This window comes from Halanaerocella petrolearia (genome assembly GCF_054657875.1).
In genome coordinates, this window is the sequence record NZ_BAAHXW010000001.1 from 375,729 (window position 1) to 394,138 (window position 18,410).

Annotated in this window: 14 protein-coding genes, 9 tRNA genes and 2 rRNA genes; 1 reads left to right on the forward strand and 24 read right to left on the reverse strand. The window is 37.5% G+C overall.

What is annotated here, in order from left to right:
• Positions 1 to 32: 32 nt before the first annotated feature.
• From coaD to ACYQ39_RS02035, 7 genes are all read right to left on the reverse strand, one after another.
• Positions 33 to 542, reverse strand: a complete 510-nt coding sequence (coaD, locus tag ACYQ39_RS02005; RefSeq protein ID WP_459840206.1) for a pantetheine-phosphate adenylyltransferase — start codon at positions 540 to 542, stop codon at positions 33 to 35.
• Entirely contained in the window at positions 535 to 1,089 is a 555-nt protein-coding gene (gene rsmD, locus ACYQ39_RS02010; protein WP_459840207.1) for a 16S rRNA (guanine(966)-N(2))-methyltransferase RsmD, read from the reverse strand. The genes coaD and rsmD overlap by 8 nt, the downstream gene beginning before the upstream one ends.
• 14 nt (positions 1,090 to 1,103) lie before the next feature.
• Positions 1,104 to 3,554 (reverse strand): ATP-dependent DNA helicase RecG, encoded by a 2,451-nt coding sequence (gene recG / locus ACYQ39_RS02015; RefSeq protein ID WP_459840209.1) that lies wholly within the window; start codon positions 3,552 to 3,554, stop codon positions 1,104 to 1,106.
• Between the two features lie 67 nt (positions 3,555 to 3,621).
• Positions 3,622 to 4,464 carry a DegV family protein gene (locus ACYQ39_RS02020; RefSeq protein ID WP_459840210.1) on the reverse strand — a complete coding sequence of 281 codons (843 nt, stop codon included), beginning with the start codon at positions 4,462 to 4,464 and terminating at the stop codon, positions 3,622 to 3,624.
• A 12-nt stretch (positions 4,465 to 4,476) separates the two neighbouring features.
• Positions 4,477 to 6,102, reverse strand: a complete 1,626-nt coding sequence (locus ACYQ39_RS02025; RefSeq protein WP_459840211.1) for a DAK2 domain-containing protein — start codon at positions 6,100 to 6,102, stop codon at positions 4,477 to 4,479.
• Entirely contained in the window at positions 6,092 to 6,451 is a 360-nt protein-coding gene (locus ACYQ39_RS02030) for an Asp23/Gls24 family envelope stress response protein (protein WP_459840212.1), read from the reverse strand. Before ACYQ39_RS02030 ends, ACYQ39_RS02025 begins: the two co-directional genes overlap by 11 nt.
• Positions 6,452 to 6,661 (reverse strand): DUF1858 domain-containing protein, encoded by a 210-nt coding sequence (locus ACYQ39_RS02035; RefSeq protein ID WP_459840213.1) that lies wholly within the window; start codon positions 6,659 to 6,661, stop codon positions 6,452 to 6,454. It lies immediately after the preceding gene.
• Positions 6,662 to 6,896: 235 nt separating this feature from the next.
• Here ACYQ39_RS02035 and rpmB point away from each other — a divergent pair, with 235 nt between their 5' ends.
• Positions 6,897 to 7,127 (forward strand): 50S ribosomal protein L28, encoded by a 231-nt coding sequence (gene rpmB / locus ACYQ39_RS02040; protein ID WP_459840215.1) that lies wholly within the window; start codon positions 6,897 to 6,899, stop codon positions 7,125 to 7,127.
• Positions 7,128 to 7,172: 45 nt separating this feature from the next.
• Here rpmB and ACYQ39_RS02045 read toward each other — a convergent pair whose 3' ends face one another.
• The 17 genes from ACYQ39_RS02045 to ACYQ39_RS02125 all read right to left on the reverse strand — a co-directional run bounded on the left by ACYQ39_RS02045 (position 7,173) and on the right by ACYQ39_RS02125 (position 18,116).
• Entirely contained in the window at positions 7,173 to 8,381 is a 1,209-nt protein-coding gene (locus tag ACYQ39_RS02045) for an NAD(P)-dependent malic enzyme (protein ID WP_459840217.1), read from the reverse strand.
• Positions 8,382 to 8,398: 17 nt separating this feature from the next.
• Positions 8,399 to 8,554, reverse strand: a complete 156-nt coding sequence (locus tag ACYQ39_RS02050; RefSeq protein WP_459840219.1) for a hypothetical protein — start codon at positions 8,552 to 8,554, stop codon at positions 8,399 to 8,401.
• A gap of 197 nt (positions 8,555 to 8,751) precedes the next feature.
• The gene (ndk, locus tag ACYQ39_RS02055) at positions 8,752 to 9,174 is read right to left on the reverse strand and encodes a nucleoside-diphosphate kinase (protein ID WP_459841619.1); all 423 of its coding nucleotides are present in this window, start codon (positions 9,172 to 9,174) and stop codon (positions 8,752 to 8,754) included.
• A 67-nt stretch (positions 9,175 to 9,241) separates the two neighbouring features.
• Entirely contained in the window at positions 9,242 to 11,230 is a 1,989-nt protein-coding gene (locus tag ACYQ39_RS02060; RefSeq protein WP_459840221.1) for an ATP-dependent helicase, read from the reverse strand.
• 138 nt (positions 11,231 to 11,368) lie between these two features.
• Complete coding sequence (locus tag ACYQ39_RS02065) at positions 11,369 to 11,911, reverse strand: tryptophan transporter (RefSeq protein WP_459840222.1); 543 nt, start codon at positions 11,909 to 11,911, stop codon at positions 11,369 to 11,371.
• Between the two features lie 141 nt (positions 11,912 to 12,052).
• A complete protein-coding gene (locus tag ACYQ39_RS02070; RefSeq protein ID WP_459840223.1) occupies positions 12,053 to 12,331 on the reverse strand; it encodes a hypothetical protein in 279 nt (92 codons plus the stop codon).
• A gap of 113 nt (positions 12,332 to 12,444) precedes the next feature.
• A tRNA-Pro gene (locus tag ACYQ39_RS02075) sits at positions 12,445 to 12,521 on the reverse strand.
• A 5-nt stretch (positions 12,522 to 12,526) separates the two neighbouring features.
• A tRNA-Gly gene (locus tag ACYQ39_RS02080) sits at positions 12,527 to 12,603 on the reverse strand.
• Positions 12,604 to 12,633: 30 nt separating this feature from the next.
• A tRNA-Met gene (locus ACYQ39_RS02085) sits at positions 12,634 to 12,709 on the reverse strand.
• Positions 12,710 to 12,713: 4 nt separating this feature from the next.
• Positions 12,714 to 12,789 (reverse strand) — tRNA-Lys (locus ACYQ39_RS02090).
• 6 nt (positions 12,790 to 12,795) lie between these two features.
• Positions 12,796 to 12,871, reverse strand: a tRNA-Thr gene (locus ACYQ39_RS02095).
• Between the two features lie 76 nt (positions 12,872 to 12,947).
• Positions 12,948 to 13,024 (reverse strand) — tRNA-Asp (locus tag ACYQ39_RS02100).
• Positions 13,025 to 13,030: 6 nt separating this feature from the next.
• Positions 13,031 to 13,106 (reverse strand) — tRNA-Val (locus tag ACYQ39_RS02105).
• Between the two features lie 93 nt (positions 13,107 to 13,199).
• Positions 13,200 to 13,275, reverse strand: a tRNA-Glu gene (locus ACYQ39_RS02110).
• A gap of 20 nt (positions 13,276 to 13,295) precedes the next feature.
• Positions 13,296 to 13,370 (reverse strand) — tRNA-Gln (locus ACYQ39_RS02115).
• Between the two features lie 133 nt (positions 13,371 to 13,503).
• Positions 13,504 to 16,465, reverse strand: a 23S ribosomal RNA gene (locus ACYQ39_RS02120).
• 115 nt (positions 16,466 to 16,580) lie between these two features.
• Positions 16,581 to 18,116: ribosomal RNA gene (locus ACYQ39_RS02125) — 16S ribosomal RNA — on the reverse strand.
• Together the 16S and 23S rRNA genes with 9 tRNA genes alongside form the textbook arrangement of a ribosomal RNA operon.
• Positions 18,117 to 18,410: the final 294 nt, after the last annotated feature.

An 18,410-nucleotide genomic window follows, 5' to 3' on the forward strand; every position in this document is an offset into this window, starting at 1 on the left:
ATTTCACCTTCCTTATATCATAAAATTTATTTTTAATTATCCTCTTTTACCATCTTGCCTTCTTCTTTTAATCGCTTAATTAATTGGTCAATTACATGCTGAGGTACTAACTCTTCAATACAACCTCCAAAACTAGCTACTTCTTTAACAGCACTAGAACTTAAATAAGCATATTTAGTATTGGTCATCATAAATAATGTTTCAATTTCTGGGGCCAACTTCTTATTCATAGAAGCCATTTGAAATTCTGATTCAAAATCAGATACAGCTCTCAAACCTCTAATAATCACATCACCATCATTCTGCTTTAAGTATTGAGTTAAAAGACCAGCAAAAGAATCAACTTCAACATTGTAAAAATTTTGAACTGCCTCTTCTAATATCTCAACTCTCTCTTCTCTAGTAAAAAGAGGGTTCTTATTAGGATTAACAAAAACTGCTACAATTACCTCATCAAAAATATTACTAGCTCGTTCAATAATATCTAAATGTCCATTAGTTACTGGATCAAAACTACCAGGATAGACTGCTACTTTAGCCATTATTACTAACTCCTTTTAACAATGTAAGTGTAGAACTACCATATTCTCTTTCCTTAATTATCTCATATTCAGCTGGCCATTCTATGTTAGCTTTAGTATGATGCTCTGCTATTATAATTCCAGTAGGATGTAATAGATTATATTGGGTGATTTTATCTAGTGTTTCAATATATAATTCTTGTTCCATATAAGGTGGATCCATAAAGATCAATTCAAAGTTATCTCGTAATCGCCCTATAGCCTGTAATACATCATCTACAACAACTCTACTCTCTTTCTGATAATCAACTGAATCAATATTATCCTTTAATGTTTTAGCAATCTGTTGGTTTTGTTCTATAAATACAGCATCATGAGCTCCACGGCTAATTGCTTCAATTCCAATACCACCAAACCCAGCATATAAATCTAAAAATCTAGTTCCTACAACATCTGGCCCTAAAATATTAAATAAAGCTTCTTTAGTCCGGTCACTAGTAGGCCTTACATCTCTTCTATCAAGAGATTTTAATCTCTTTCCTTTATTTTTTCCTGCAATAATTCTCATCCTATCACTCCTTATTAGCTTATATCAATTAAATCTAAATCGTAACTGAAACTTTCTGTTAAAAATTTCTTAAGTAATTGATGTTTAGTTTGTTTTAACCTTGGGTCTTGCTCTACTAATTTAAAAGCATCTTTACGTGCTTCTTCTAATAACTTTTGATCTCGTAGAATATCAGCTACCTTTAAATCAGGCATTCCATGCTGTCGAGTCCCAAAAAATTCACCTGGTCCTCGTAACTGAAGGTCTTCTTCAGCAATTTTAAAACCATCATTAGATTTAGTCATAATCTTCATTCTTTCTTTACCTTCTTCGGTAGTAGGATTAGAAATCAAGATACAATAAGATCGATACTTACCTCGACCTACTCTCCCTCGCAACTGATGAAGCTGGGCCAATCCAAATCTTTGAGCATCTTCAATAATCATCAATGTAGCATTAGGAACATTAACTCCCACTTCAATTACAGTAGTAGAGATTAAGATATCTATCTCTCCTACTCTAAACTGTTCCATAACTTCTTCTTTTTTCTGTGCCTTCAGTTGACCATGTAATAGTCCTAATTCTAGATCAGGAAAGACTTCCTGTAAATCGTTAAACATCTCTATAGATGATTCAAGATCTAACTTTTCCGATTCTTCTACTAAAGGACAGACGATATAAGCCTGACGTCCAGACTCAATCTCATCTTGAACAAAAGAATAAATCTTATCTCTAGCCTTCTTAGTTCGCCATTCAGTAACTACTGGTTTACGACCTGGAGGTAGCTCATCAATAACTGATACATCCAAATCACCATAAACTGTCAAAGCTAAAGTACGTGGAATAGGTGTAGCGGTCATAACTAATACATCAGGATTATCCCCTTTTTCCTGTAAAGTAGCTCGTTGCCTAACTCCAAAACGATGCTGTTCATCAACAATAACTAATCCTAACTTAGCAAAGTCAATCCCTTCCTGAATTAAAGCATGAGTTCCAATTACTATATCTATATCTCCTGCTTCAATTTCTGCTACTAATTCCCTCTTTTCTTTATTACTTAGACTACCTACTAATAATCCTATCTTAATTCCTAGTGGTTCTAAATCTTCTTTTAAACCTAAGTAATGCTGTTCGGCTAGAATCTCTGTTGGAGCCATTAAGGCCCCTTGCCAACCAGATTCCACTGTTTTTAATAAAGCCAATGTAGCTACTACTGTCTTTCCAGCTCCTACATCGCCTTGTAAAAGACGATTCATCTGAAACTCAGCTTCCATATCTTCTTTTATATCTTGCCAAGACTTACTTTGAGCTGAAGTTAATTCAAAAGGCAATAAAGTTAAAAACTTTTTAACTAATTCACTTACAGAATTATGTTTTAAACCTGGTATCTGCTCTTGAGCTTCAGTCTTTCTTAATGCTAAACCTAATTGAAGAATAAATAACTCCTCATAAGCAAATCTCTTTCTGGCTAATTTCAATTTATCCTTAGAATCAGGAAAATGGATCTGCTCTAAAGCTTGTCCTAAAGAAGGAAAAGAATATTTTTCTAAAATAAAATTTGGTAAAAATTCTGGAACTTTAGAGGCATAAGCAGCTAATACATCTTTAATAATCTTACGAATCCGTTTTTGATTAAGTCCTTTAGTAGTAGGATAAATAGGAACAATCCGATTAGTATGAAGACTCTCTCCTTCATACTCTTCATAATGAGGATTGTTAATCTCTAACTGTCCATAATTATAATTCACCTCTCCACTAAATAAGACAATATCTCCTTTATTAAATTGTTGCTTAATATACCCTTGATTAAACCAAACACCATATAAAATTCCTGTACCATCAGTAATACCAACCTTGATAATCTTTAAACCTGAGCGAGGTTTAATCTGATTAATCTCTGTTACCTTACCTTGAACTGTAACCTTCATTCCTGTTTTAAGTTTACCAATCTGCTCTAAGTTACTCCAATCATTATAATCACGAGGTAAATAATAAAGTAATTCATTAATTGTTTCTACCTCTAACCCTTTAAATTTTTTTGCTCTATACTCACCCACACCTTTTAAATATTGGACTGACTCCTGCCAGAAATCAGGCAACCCATCTTTATAATTAACATTATCTACCTTATCTTGATTAGTAATATTTCCATTATTATTTTTTAGCTGTTGAAGATTATTATCCTGCAATTTATATATTTTATGCCCTTTAATCTCCTGAGCCAACTGATTGATCACTTTAATTGCCTGTTTTAGTTTATTTCGGCGACTATCAATAGTATTTCTAGCATAATCTGAAAATAATAATATTAACTTTTCAGCCAAATCTTCAATCCTATCATCATTAGTAACTTTCTTTAACTTACGACTCCAACTTAAAATATATTTATCAAAGCCTCCAATCACTGAAGTATTTAAACCCTTTGATTTAATCTCAATTGGTAGTGGTTTAATTAGTGTAGCAAAGATTTCTTTTATTTTTTTCATAATAAGTGTCGTTTAAAGTAACTTTAGTTTCGACTTCCTCCCTTCTACTACTAATAAACAATTATAGTTATTTATAAAATGCAACTCCAAAAGGTGTTGGGCCAACATGACTACCAATTACTGAGCCAAACTGAGCCATTTCAACCTCTTGCCAACTAAATTCTTTAATTAAAATTTGTTTTAATTTATCTGCCTTATCTTGATATTTACCATAAAGTACAACCAATTTACGACCTTCTTTATTAGATAACTCTTGTTCAATAACCTGTTTAAAGCTATTATATAACCTTTTTTCTCCTCTAATTTTCTTATAAGGAGTGACTTCTCCTTCTTCTAGAGTCAATAGAGGTCGAATTCTAAATAAATTTCCTAAAAAGGAAGCTGCTTTACCTATTCTCCCACCCTTTTCCAGATAATCTAGTTTTTCAACTGTAAAATAAAGTTGAACTTTCTCCTGTAACTGATCAATAAATTTAATTATCTCCTGTAGATTAGCACCTGCTTTAATTCTTTTAGCCACTTCAATAGCCATTATTCCTAAAGAAAATGTAACAGTACCAGAATCTACTACCTTAATCTTAGTATCATCTATCATATCAGCAGCTAACCTAGCTGTTCTAACTGTACCACTTAATTCACTTGATAAATGTAAAGAAATAATAGCATCATAATCATCAGCTAACCTTTCATAAAGTTGAACAAATTCACCAATTGGCGGCTGAGAAGTAGTCGGCATCTTATCAACAATATCTAACTGTTCTAGAAATTTATCTGGACCAATATCCACCCAATCTTTATAGTCTTTACCACCTATACTAACCTGCAAAGGAATTCTTATAATATCGTATTCTTCTAATTGCTCTCTCTTCAAATCAGCCGTACTATCTGTAACTAAAGCTATCTTAGCCATTATTTATCACTCCTACTCTAAAGAAATAATATAATAATAGATTGGTTGCTGTCCTTTATAAACCTCAATATCAAGTTCATAATATCTCTCTTCTAAAGCCACTATTAGATCTTCTTGTTTATCTTGGCTTATATTCTGACCAACATAAATTGTAAGTAAAGAATCTTCTTCAGATATCATCTGCTCAATCAACTCTATGGCTACTTGATTATAATCATCAGCTACTACTTTAATATCTCCTTCTACTAAACCTAAAATATCATCCTTTTGAATCTCCCATTGATCAAATTTAGTATCTCGTACTGCATAGGTAACTGCTCCTGCTGTTACAAAATCTAATTCCTCTTCCATAGCCTCACTAATCTGATCTAACTCTCCTGTAGAGTCAAAAGACATCATTGCTGCTACACCTTGTGGTATATTACAAGTAGGAATTACCTTGATTCTTTTATCTGTTAATTTCTCTACCTGCTTAGCTGTAGAAATAACATTTTTATTATTAGGTAAAATGACAATTTGATTACTATCAATCTCTTCAACTCCTATCAATAAATCCTGAGTACTAGGATTCATTGATTGACCACCTTCTAATATATAATCAACTCCTAAATTATTAAAGACTTCACGTAACCCTTCACCAGCTACAACAGTCAAGACTGCCAACCTATCGACTTCTATCTTATCATCTTTTATAGTATCCTTAATACGCTCTTGGTGTTGTTGTGACATATTATCAATCTTAATATCAGTTAATCTACCATATCTAAGTCCAGTCTCTAATATTCGACCTGGGTGGTCAGTGTGAATATGAACTTTTAGTATCTCTTCAGCTTGAGCTACCAGTAAAGAATTTCCCTTATTTGCAATTTCATTTCTAAATTTATCTATTTTAACAGTCGGATCTTGAATAATAAACTCTGTACAATAACCATAATTCTCTTCTGTTTCTGTAACTTGTTGATGTATCTCCTTAGCTAAGTTATTATCTTTCACTTCAATTTCTTCTCTAGTCAAACCCGCTAGCAATCCTTCTAAGAAGAGTTGATAACCTCTACCACCAGCATCAACCACTCCTGCTTCCTCTAATTCATCAAGTAACTGAGGCGTTCTAGCTACACTTACCTTAGCCTCTTTAATTACTGCAACTAATAACTCTATAATATCAACTTGCCCTTTTAATTCTTGAGCCTTGTTCCCTACATCTTTAGCTACCGTTAGAATCGTTCCTTCTACAGGTTTCATCACAGCCTGATAAGCTACATTAGCCGCCTCTTGTAATCCATCAGCAAGGTTATCAGCCGTTAAAACTTCAACTTTTCCAATTCCATCAGCCAAACCTTTAAACAATTGAGATAAAATCACACCCGAATTTCCTCTAGCTCCCATTAAAGCTCCAACAGCTAACTTATCTACCACACTAGCTACTGAACCTTCTGGTGCCTCTTTAACTTCTTCTAAGGCTCTAGAGATAGTAGCATACATATTACTTCCTGTGTCTCCATCAGGTACTGGAAATATATTAAGATTATTGATTTCATCTTTAGCTTCATCCAAAGTATCAGTTGCTATAGCTAACATTTCTTTAAATTGGACTGCATCTATTTCTTCAACTTCTTGCTTCAACTGATTAGTCAACATTATCAATCCTCACTCCTTGTATATTAATATTTACCTCTCGAACTCTTACACCAGCCTTTTCTTCTAGGGTATATTTTACTCTATCTATTACATTAGTAGCTACTTCTGAAATTCTAATCCCATATTTTACAATAATATATAAATCAACTTTAATTTCATCTTCTATAATTTCAATTTGAATACCTCGATTTAAATTATGGGTGCCTAATAATTTAGATATTCCATCCTGAAGACTTTGATTAGCCATTCCTACCAATCCATAACATTCCATGGCAGCCAACCCAGCCATTACTGAAATAACTTCCTTAGATATATTAACTACTCCTAAGTCATTTGTCAACTTCTGCATCTATTCTTCCTCCTCATTATTTTTTAACCCATTTAGCTCTATAATTAATTTTTCTACTTCAATATTATTGGCCCTAGCAACTGACTCTAAGTCATCAACCATAGCTCCTAAGCAATTAGCACAATCTAATCCATAATCAACTAACACTTCTTTAGCTTCAGGATAATTAGCCAATAAATCTAAAATAGAAGTCTTTCTATTAATTTTCATTTTTATGCCTCCTACTTTGGGTATTATTCAATAGATTATAATAAATTCCTTCTTCTGTTATAAAAATCAACAACTTTGAAATATTAAAGGATTATTATAAATTTCTCTGAAAAATAAGAAATCACCCTTGCTAACTACTTATTATCTATGTTAAAATGTTTAAGCAGAGCTAATCATGATACATCTTAAACAGGGAGTTAACCCCTGACATACATTTTAAAGGAGGTACTAGATAATGGCTAGATGTTGTGAAGTATGTGGTAAAGGATCTAATCGTGGGAATCAAGTTCCACGTCGAGGTAAAGCAAAAAAAGAAGGTGGAGTAGGACGTAACGTAACTAATCGTTCTAAAAAGGTACAAAAGCCTAATTTACAGAAAGTTAAAGCTATCGTTAATGGTAGCCCAAAAAGAATTAAAGTCTGTACTTCTTGCCTAAAAGCAGGAAAAGTAGAACGAGCTTATTAATTTATAAAAGCAAGGACTTTTTTGTCCTTGCTTTTTTTATTTTATTTAACTAAATTTATTTTTCAATTCCTCTATACTAACATTTCTTTTAGCTAAATCAGTCTGAACTGCTTCTTGAGCGACTTCTAGTGCCACTCTATTCACTACTTCTTCATCAAATGGATCTGGAATAATATAATCAGCCGATAATTCTTCTTCAGAAACTAAATCAGCAATAGCTTTACTAGCAGCTATCTTCATCTTATCAGTAATATCTTTAGCCTGAACCTCTAAAGCACCTTTAAAGATCCCAGGAAAGGCCAGTAGGTTATTAATTTGATTTGGATAATCAGAACGACCAGTAGCAATGACCCTAGCTCCTGCCTCTTTTGCTAAACTAGGTTCTATCTCTGGAGTTGGATTAGCTAAAGCAAATAAAATAGGATCTTGAGCCATACTAGCTACCATCTCTTTGTCTAATAAATTAGGAGCAGAAACGCCAACAAAAACATCTTTATCTACAATTATTTCTTCTAAATCGCCTTGTATCTGCTCTGGATTTGTTCGAGTAGCTAATTCAGTTTGAGCCCAATTCATCTCTTCTACTCCTGGAGCTAAAGCTCCAAATTTATCTACTAAAGTAATATCTTCAATACCAACCTCTAGTAATAAGTTAGTAATTGCTAGACCAGCAGCTCCAGCTCCATTAATCACTACTTTTAAATTTGTTAATTCTTTACCTACATTTTTTGCCCCATTAATCAAACCAGCTAAAACTACAATTGCTGTTCCATGCTGGTCATCATGAAAGATAGGAAGATCTGTTCTTTTCTTTAACTCTCGTTCAATCTCTAAACATCTAGGAGCAGAAATATCTTCTAAATTAACTCCTCCAAAGCTAGGAGCCATTCTTGCTACTGTTTCTACAATCTCTTCTGTATCAGTAGTATTCAGACAGATTGGAAAAGCATCAACACCTGCAAATTCTTTAAATAAAAGAGCTTTCCCTTCCATAACAGGTAAAGAAGCTTCAGCTCCAATATCTCCTAATCCTAATACTGCAGTACCATCAGATACTACTGCTACCATATTTCCCTTAGCTGTGTAATCATATACCTTCTCCTGATCTTGAGCAATTTCTCTACAAGGTTCAGCTACTCCTGGTGTATATGCTAGTGTTAAATCTTCCTTATTCTCAACTTTAACCTTACTATTCACCTCTAGCTTACCTTGATTTTTTAAATGTAATTTAAGTGCTTCATCTGTAAGTGACATTTTACTCCTCCTCAATTCTAATCTACTTTAATTAATTTAACTCGTGGGAAAATTGTAGTTAGTGGTAGTTCAACCAATTCAACAGTTACTCTATCTCCAACAATATACTTCACTCGGTAAGTTACCCCATCAAGTTGGCCCTTCAGGCGAACTAAATCACCTGGTTGAATCATCAAACCAACTCCTTTATAAGCTTTATATATGTATATTACTAATCGAAATAAATAATACTCCCACTAGCTTATTTCCAACTTACATAACTTACTTAGTATATCGTTTAAGCTATTATACCAGCTATTTCCTTCTATTGTCAATACCATTAATCACTACTAATAAGAATAACAAGCGTGCTGATGCACGCTTGTTAAAGCTAATAATCATAAATTTCCTCAGCAGCAAAGAATATACCTATTTCTTGAGCTGCACTTTCTCTACTATCAGACGCATGAATAATATTACCTTCTTCTAAATCCCTAGCAAAATCTCCTCTAATAGTTCCTGGCTGTGCCTCTACAGGATTAGTAGCCCCTGTCAAATTTCTAACTAAATCAATAGCATTCTCTCCTGCTATAACTAATGCTACAACAGGAGCTTGAGTAATATAAGAGACTAATCTAGTAAAAAATTCCTTTTCTCTATGTTGTTGATAGTGTTTCTTAGCTAACTCTTCATCTAGCCAAATCATCTTGGCTCCTTGAATGTTTAACCCTTTATCTTCAAAACGAGTTAAAATCCTACCCATCTTCTTTTCTAATACTCCATCTGGCTTAATCAATACTAAAGTCTGTTCGATTTAATTCACCTCCATCAACCTATATATTAGGTTAATTCATTACCAATTATATTATACAATAAATCTTTTAAAAACCTGTATCATGAATTTTATCTAAAGTAAATTTTGAAGGTAACTCTTTCAAAAATCGAGATGGTTTTCTTTCTTTAATTTCACCAAATTTTTTTCGTTCTAAAGCATAACTCATAAATAATCTATCCTCAGCTCTAGTCATAGCTACATAACAGAGTCGTCGTTCTTCTTCAATATCTTCTACCTTTCCAGTCTTTAAGCTACGATAATGAGGAAATCCTTCCTCTTCTACTCCAACTATAAAGACAACAGGAAATTCCAATCCTTTAGCAGCATGAACAGTCATCATCTTTACCTGATTCTCTTCTGTTAAATCATCCTGATCAGAAAACAGGCGTAAATCACGTAAAAAATCACTTAAATCTCTAGTCTTATTCTTAGCATAGTAATTGTCTGCTAAAGTTAAAAACTCTTTTAAATTTTCTAATCTAGTCTGAGCCTTTTGAGAATCATCTAATTCTAACATGGCTTGATATCCACTACGTTTTAATATTCTCTTTATTATATTTGGCAGTGATACATTAGAATTTTGAATTTCAGTAATATCCTCTAAAGTTTGATGAAACTTTTTAATTTTAGCTGCTTTAGTTTTCCCAATCCCAGATACCTGAGTTGGTTCTTTCATTACATCAAATAAACCTAAGCTATCATCTTCTTGGGCAAAGCTAAAAAGATCAAATTCAGGTACATGTTCTTGAGCATGAGTAATTAATCTATCTATAGTTTTAGGTCCTATTCCTCGCTTAGGAGCATTTACTATTCGCTTTAGGGCAACTGTATCCTGGGGGTTAACAGCAACCTTTAAGTAACTAATAATATCCTTAATTTCCTTTCGATCATAGAATCCTAAACCACCAACAATATAATAAGGAATCCGCTGCTTAAGAAATGCTTCTTCCAAAATTCGTGATTGATGATTAGAACGATAGAGAATAGCAATATCATTATAATCATATCCACTAAACCTAACCAAATTATCAATCTCATCTACTACATAATCTGCTTCACTATATTCATCATCTGCTTTTGCAACTACAACTGGCTCTCCAGCTTGATTATCAGTCCAAGCCTTTTTATCAAATTGATTATAATTATTGGCAATTAAAGCATTAGAGGCTTCTATAATATTTGATTTACAACGATAATTTCTTTCTAGTTTAATTACTTTGCAATTATCAAAGTCATCACTAAAATCCAAAATATTACTCATATCTGCTCCACGAAACTTATAGATACTCTGATAATCATCACCTACTACAAAAATATTGTTATGTTTTTTAGATAACATTCTAGCTAATTGATACTGAATTGGTGAAGTATCCTGATACTCATCAATTAAAACATACTTAAATCGTTCTTGATACTTTTCTAATATATCTTCATTCTGCTGAAACAATTGAATTGTTTTCCCAATTAAATCATTAAAATCAAAAGCATTATTCTCCTGTAAAGTCTCATTATATTTTTCATAAATCTCCGCTATTCTCTGGTAATATTCTTTATTTCCATAATAATCAATGATTTCACTTGTAGTCCATAAATTCTGTTTAGCCTTATTAATTATTTGAGATATACTTCGAGGATTATATTGCTCAGGATCCAAATCAAAAGTAACAATAATATCAGAAATTAAAGCTTTACTCTCATTTTGATCATAAATAACAAATCCAGATTCATAACCTAACTCCTCTAAATTCTGACTTAAAACCCTAACACAAATACTATGGAAAGTCCCCATCCACATATTAGATGGTTTTTGACCAATTAATTCTTTAATCTTGCGTTTCATGTCTTCAGATGCTTTATTAGTAAAAGTTAAAGTTAAAATATTATAAGGGTCAACACCTTCTTCTATTAAATAAGCAATACGATAAGTCAAAGCTCTAGTCTTTCCACTTCCTGCTCCAGCTAATACTAATACTGGGCCCTCAGTTGTCTTTACAGCTTCTCTTTGTTTCTCATTTAAAACTGCTGATAAATCCATCATTCATCCTCCTTAATAAAATTATACACCATTTACACCATAATTTATTTTATACAACCAAATAAATTTCAAGCACTTCGATATTATAACATAACCTAATAAGAAATGTTAACCCAAAAAATAAAATAAAGCAGCTATCTAAGCTGCTTTATTATCATTCGAAACAACATCAGTTGTTGGCATCATGCCTTTAATTTTAGCTACTACAGGATACAGAAAATACAAAGCTACTGTATTCAACAACGTTGCAGGTAAAACCACTGATATAAATAAAGCTACAAAAGATTGAGGTAAGGAAACAATTAAAGAAGCTGTACCTAAAAAGATACTACCACTAACTATTGTTCCTGCAATTCCAATAATCCCCAGTTTTAATTTACTTAATACTTCAACTTTATCTGTTAAAACAACTAATCCTAAGACAGTAATAGCGGTAATTGGTTTATCAACTAAATTAGCTACTTGACCACCAGGAAATGTAGTAGTCAGTGCTGAAATTATTCCAGCTACTAAGCCAGAAGATAAAGTTAAACTCCGTTCTTGATAAAGTAGAATTACCACAAATAACATTAACAGACTCATATCAGGTTTCATTCCTGCTACTAATGGTGGCATAATATGATGTAGAATAAAACCTCCTGCCAACAACAAACTTGCCTCAATAAATCTTCTCAACTTCACTCGTCTCAACTCCTCTTAGCTAAATATTTATAATACTATACATATAAGTATATTAACTTAGACAACAAAAATCAAGGTACATTTAGTATAAGTTTTAATTCTTTTTCCATTAACAAATTCAACTCCTTTATTCTAAACTAGCTATCTTAATTCAGTATTGTCATCTTCATTGACAAATCTCAACTCTGCTTTACTATTAAGAATAGTAATTACATTCATTTTATTGTTTTCTAGTTCACAGACAAATATAACCCCCCGATGCTCTCTAATCTCTCTTTCTCCTTTAGCAAAACCAATCAATCTACTTCTTTTCACTCCCTCAACTATATTATGAATTGCTTTTTTACGACTGATTGCTTTTTGCCGTTGTTGATATCTCTTAATTGCATGATCAGTAGCATAAATATAATAATTCACCATTTACCACCTCCTAGCTAAAGATTCAATACCTTAACTAATTCATATTCAATTAATCAAAAAATTATATCAAAAAAATAAAAAAAGCCCCATATAGAGGCTTTCAAAAAATAATTTGGTCGGAGCAGCAGGATTTGAACCTGCGACCCCCTGGTCCCAAACCAGGTGCTCTGCCAAACTGAGCCATGCTCCGATGATTGGAGCGGGAAACCGGACTCGAACCGGCGACACCCAGCTTGGAAGGCTGGTGCTCTAGCCAACTGAGCTACTCCCGCTCAATATTTAATTAAAAATTATAATAATCTTGGTTGCGGGGACTGGATTCGAACCAGTGACCTCCGGGTTATGAGCCCGACGAGCTACCAACTGCTCTACCCCGCGTTATTGGTGAGCCATGGAGGATTCGAACCTCCGACACCCAGATTAAAAGTCTAGTGCTCTGCCAGCTGAGCTAATGGCCCTTTTTGTGGAGCTGACGACCGGACTTGAACCGGTAGCCTGCTGATTACAAGTCAGCTGCTCTGCCAATTGAGCTACGTCAGCATATTTTTCCTAAAACTTTCTTACTTGATCAAATTAAGATTATAGATTCTATTTAAATGACGAATATTTCAGGAAATGGCGGGGACGACGAGATTCGAACTCGCGATCTCCGGCGTGACAGGCCGGCGTGTTAACCAGCTACACCACATCCCCAAATAATGGTGGGCGAAACAGGGCTCGAACCTGTGACCCCCTGCTTGTAAGGCAGGTGCTCTCCCAACTGAGCTATTCGCCCATGTTTTTAGTTTACAGTTAAAAATCTAAATCCTTAAACTTTTTACTTTGAACTTAACTGTAAATTGTTAATTGTAAACTGTTAACTGTAGTTTGGTACCCCCAAGGGGATTCGAACCCCTGCCGCCAGGATGAAAACCTGGTATCCTAGGCCACTAGACGATGGGGGCCTATAAGGCAATTAAGCTTTTGGCTGGGGTGGCTGGATTTGAACCAACGAGTGCAGGAGTCAAAGTCCTGTGCCTTACCACTTGGCGACACCCCATTAATAAGTTTGTCTCTTACTCAAGCCGAGAATCATTATATCTCAACTCTTCTAATTTGTCAAGATAAAAATCGTGATTTTTATCTAATAATTATTTATTACACTTTCAAAACTGCACAATAATAACTTTATCTAGATTAAACCCTCGTTCTATTAGTACCAGTCAGCTTAATATGTCACCATACTTATACTCCTGGCCTATCTACCTGATAGTCTATCAGGGAACTTACTGGATTATTCCATGGGATATCTAATCTTGAGATCTGCTTCACGCTTAGATGCTTTCAGCGCTTATCAGTTCCGCACTTAGCTACCCAGCAATGCCATTGGTTGACAACTGGTCCACCAGCGGTACGTCCATCCCGGTCCTCTCGTACTGGGGATAGTTTCCCTCAAATATCCTGCGCCCACGGCGGATAGGGACCGAACTGTCTCACGACGTTCTGAACCCAGCTCGCGTGCCGCTTTAATGGGCGAACAGCCCAACCCTTGGAACCTGCTCCAGCTCCAGGATGCGACGAGCCGACATCGAGGTGCCAAACCTCCCCGTCGATGTGAACTCTTGGGGGAGATAAGCCTGTTATCCCCGGGGTAACTTTTATCCGTTGAGCGACGGCAATTCCATGCTCTACCGTCGGATCACTAAGCCCGACTTTCGTCCCTGCTCGACCTGTATGTCTCGCAGTCAGGCTCCCTTCTGCCTTTACACTCTTCGTGCGATTTCCAACCGCACTGAGGGAACCTTTGGGCGACTCCGTTACTCTTTAGGAGTCGACCGCCCCAGTCAAACTGCCTGTCTGAAACTGTCCTAACACTGGGTTACAGTGCGTAGTTAGAACACCGGCACAATAAGAGTGGTATCCCATTGATGGCTCCATCGACACTAGCGCGCCGATTTCAATGCCTCCCACTTATACTGTACATAGTGTACCAAAGTTCAATATCAGACTGCAGTAAAGCTCCACGGGGTCTTTCCGTCCAGCCGCGGGTAGTCTGCATCTTCACAGACACTTCAATTTCACCGAGTCCTTCGTCGAGACAGTGCTTAGGTCGTTGCGCCATTCGTGCAGGTCGGAACTTACCCGACAAGGAATTTCGCTACCTTAGGACCGTTATAGTTACGGCCGCCGTTCACTGGGGCTTAAGTTCAATGCTTTGGATCTAAGTCCTAACATATCCCCGTGACCTTCCAGCACCGGGCAGGCGTCAGCCCCTATACTTCGACTTGCGTCTTAGCAGAGACCTGTGTTTTTGGTAAACAGTCGCCTAAGCTTCTTTGTTGCAACCTCTTCGAGCATAACTCTATTGAGGCACCCCTTCTCCCAAAGTTACGGGGCTAGTTTGCCGAGTTCCTTGACGAAGGTTCACTCGCTCGCTTTAGAATTCTCATCCAGTCCACCTGTGTCAGTTTGGGGTACGGGTACCTATCACCTTGCTAGAGGTTTTTCTTGGCAGTAGAGAATCAACTTCTTCGTTCCCGTAGGAACTCCTGATCACACTTCAAAGTTATCAATGGTCCGGATTTGCCTAAACCATCCTTCTAAGTGTTTCAACCTGTCATACCGTTGACAGGCAAGTCTATCTTCCTGCGTTACCCCTTCGCTCAAATGCTAATAGGTAGCGTCGGAATTTTGACCGACTATCCATCGCCTACGCCTTTCGGCCTCGGCTTAGGTCCCGGCTTACCCTGAGCGGACGAGCCTTGCTCAGGAAACCTTGGACTTTCAGCGAACAGGATTCTCACCTGTTTCTCGTTACTCATACCGGCATTATCGCTTCTATACAGTCCACAGCTCCTTCCGGTACTGCTTCAGTCCGTATAGAATGCTCCCCTACCATTGGATAACCAATTCGCAGTTTCGGTGGTAGACTTGAGCCCCGGATATTTTAGGCGCAAGACCACTCGACCAGTGAGCTATTACGCACTCTTTAAATGAATGGCTGCTTCTAAGCCAACATCCTGGTTGTCTAGGCAGTCTCACTTCCTTTGCCACTTAGTCTACACTTTGGGACCTTAACTGGCGATCTGGGTTGTTTCCCTCTCGACTATGAAGCTTATCCCACATAGTCTGACTCTTAAGCTTTCTGTATTAGGATTCGGAGTTTGAATGGATTCGGTAGCTTGGGTAAGCCCCTAGTCCAATCAGTGCTCTACACCCAATACAGCCGTCTTAAGGCTAGCCCTAAAGCTATTTCGGGGAGAACCAGCTATCTCCGAGTTCGATTGGCCTTTCACCCCTATCCACAGTTCATCCCATGGCTTTTCAACGCCAACGCGGTTTGGACTTCCACAGGCTGTTACACCTGCTTCATCCTGACCATGGATAGGTCACTCGGTTTCGGGTCTATGCTAAGCGACTTGCGCCCTCTTCAGACTCGCTTTCGCTACGGCTTCACCTTTTAGGCTTAACCTCTGCCACTTCACATAACTCGCCGGTTCGTTAAGCAAAAAGCACGCCATTAGGCTGATATATATACGCCCTCTGACCGCTTGTAAGCATATGGTTTCAAGGTCTATTTCACTCCCCTCTCGGGGTTCTTTTCATCTTTCCCTCACGGTACTGGTTCACTATCGGTCGCCAGATAATATTTAGCCTTAGGAGATGGTCCTCCTTACTTCCCACGAGGTTCCACGTGACTCATGGTACTCAGGTACTATCTAAGCCTCTTTTAACTTTCATCTACAGGACTATTACCTTCTGTGGTGTGGCTTTCCAACCACTTCGACTAGCTAAAAGTCAGCTTATGATACTTCATAGTAGTATCGTGATAGCCCTACGACTCTGTAATAGCAATGCCTATGAGCTTTTACACTATTACAGTTTGGGCTATTCCCCTTCCGCTCGCCGCTACTTAGGGAATCGCTTTTGCTTTCTTTTCCTAGGGTTACTAAGATGTTTCAGTTCACCCGGTTACCTTCCTAGAGTTATTTTAATTCACTCTAAGATGACATGGGTTACCATGCCAGGTGCTCCCATTAGGATATCCTTGAGTCATCACTTGTTTGCAGCTCGTCAAGGCTTATCGCAGCTTGCCACGTCCGTCATCGGTTTCTGGCGCCTAGATATCCACCATACGCCCTTACTAGTTTAATCTAGACTCGGTTAATCGTTGTTATTGTGCAGTTTTCAAGGTGCAATTACGAGAGACTCAGTCTCTCAAAACTAAACAATGTAACATTCCAACTACCCTCAGCGTTTAACTCCTTAGAAAGGAGGTGATCCAGCCGCACCTTCCGGTACGGCTACCTTGTTACGACTTCACCCCCCTTATCGGGCACACCTTCGGCGCTTCTCTCACTTGGTTGAGTCAGCGACTTCTGGTGCCCCCAACTCGGGTGGTGTGACGGGCGGTGTGTACAAGGCCCGGGAACGTATTCACCGTGACATTCTGATCCACGATTACTAGCGACTCCAGCTTCATGCAGATGAGTTGCAATCTGCAATCCGAACTGAGACTCACTTTACAGGATTGGCTCTACCTTGCGGTCTCGCTTCCTTTTGTGTAAGCCATTGTAGCACGTGTGTAGCCCAGAACATAAGGGGCATGATGACTTGACGTCATCCCCACCTTCCTCCGCGTTCTTCCGCGGCAGTCTCCTTAGAGTCCCCATCATTACATGCTGGCAACTAAGAATAAGGGTTACGCTCGTTGCGGGACTTAACCCAACATCTCACGACACGAGCTGACGACAGCCATGCACCACCTGTCATTTCTGTCCCCGAAGGGAACTTCTCTGTTAAAAGAATATCAGAAAGATGTCAAGTTCTGGTAAGGTTCTTCGCGTTGCTTCGAATTAAACCACATGCTCCGCCGCTTGTGCGGGCCCCCGTCAATTCCTTTGAGTTTCAACCTTGCGGTCGTATTCCCCAGGCGGGATACTTAAAGCGTTAACTACGGCACCGAGGGAGTTGAACCCCCAACACCTAGTATCCAGCGTTTACAGCTAGGACTACCGGGGTATCTAATCCCGTTTGATACCCTAGCTTTCGTGCCTCAGCGTCAGAGTCAGACCAGGAGACTGTTTTCACCATTGGTATTCTTCCTAATATCTACGTATTTCACCACTACACTAGGAATTCCATCTCCCTCTTCTACTCTCAAGTCTAACAGTTTCAAAGGACTTTCACTAGTTGAGCTAGTGGCTTTCACCTCTGACTTGCTAGACCGCCTGCGCACCCTTTACGCCCAGTAATTCCGGACAACGCTTGCCCCTTACGTGTTACCGCGGCTGCTGGCACGTAATTAGCCGGGGCTTTCTTTTGAGGTACCGTCATACCTAGCAGTTGTTCACTACTAAGTTGTTCTTCCCTCAAGACAGAGCTTTACGACCCTAAGGCCTTCATCACTCACGCGGCATTGCTCCGTCAGGCTTTCGCCCATTGCGGAAGATTCCCCACTGCAGCCTCCCGTAGGAGTCTGGGCCGTGTCTCAGTCCCAGTGTGGCCGATCGCCCTCTCAGGCCGGCTACCCATCGTTGCCTTGGTAAGCTGTTATCTTACCAACTAGCTAATGGGACGCAAGCTCATCTTTAAACGATAGTAATCCATCTTTCCTCTAAAAAGAGTATATCCAGTATTAGCCACCCTTTCGAGTAGTTATCCCAGATTTAAAGGTAGATAACTTACGCGTTACTCACCCGTTCGCTGCTTTACTCGTTACCCGAAGGTAACTTTCTCGCACAACTTGCATGTGTTAAGCATGCCGCCAGCGTTCGTCCTGAGCCAGGATCAAACTCTCCGAAAAAAGGAAATGAGTTTGACACTGACTTCGGAATAGTCGGATGTTACATTGTTTAGTTTTCAAAGACCGAAATCTCTGTCGCCTTTTCAAGCGACATTTATTATATTATCAAATGTTTGTCTTTCTGTCAAGAAGTTTTTCTAAAACCTGATTGCTTGCCTAGGAAAGAGCTGCTCCTTTCAAGCAACATTTATTATGTTAACATTTCTGAAACCAAATGTCAATAAATTTAATTATTTTTCTCAATAAATCTTCATTTTTTCTTCTTTCTCTCAAGCGACATTTACCATATTAACA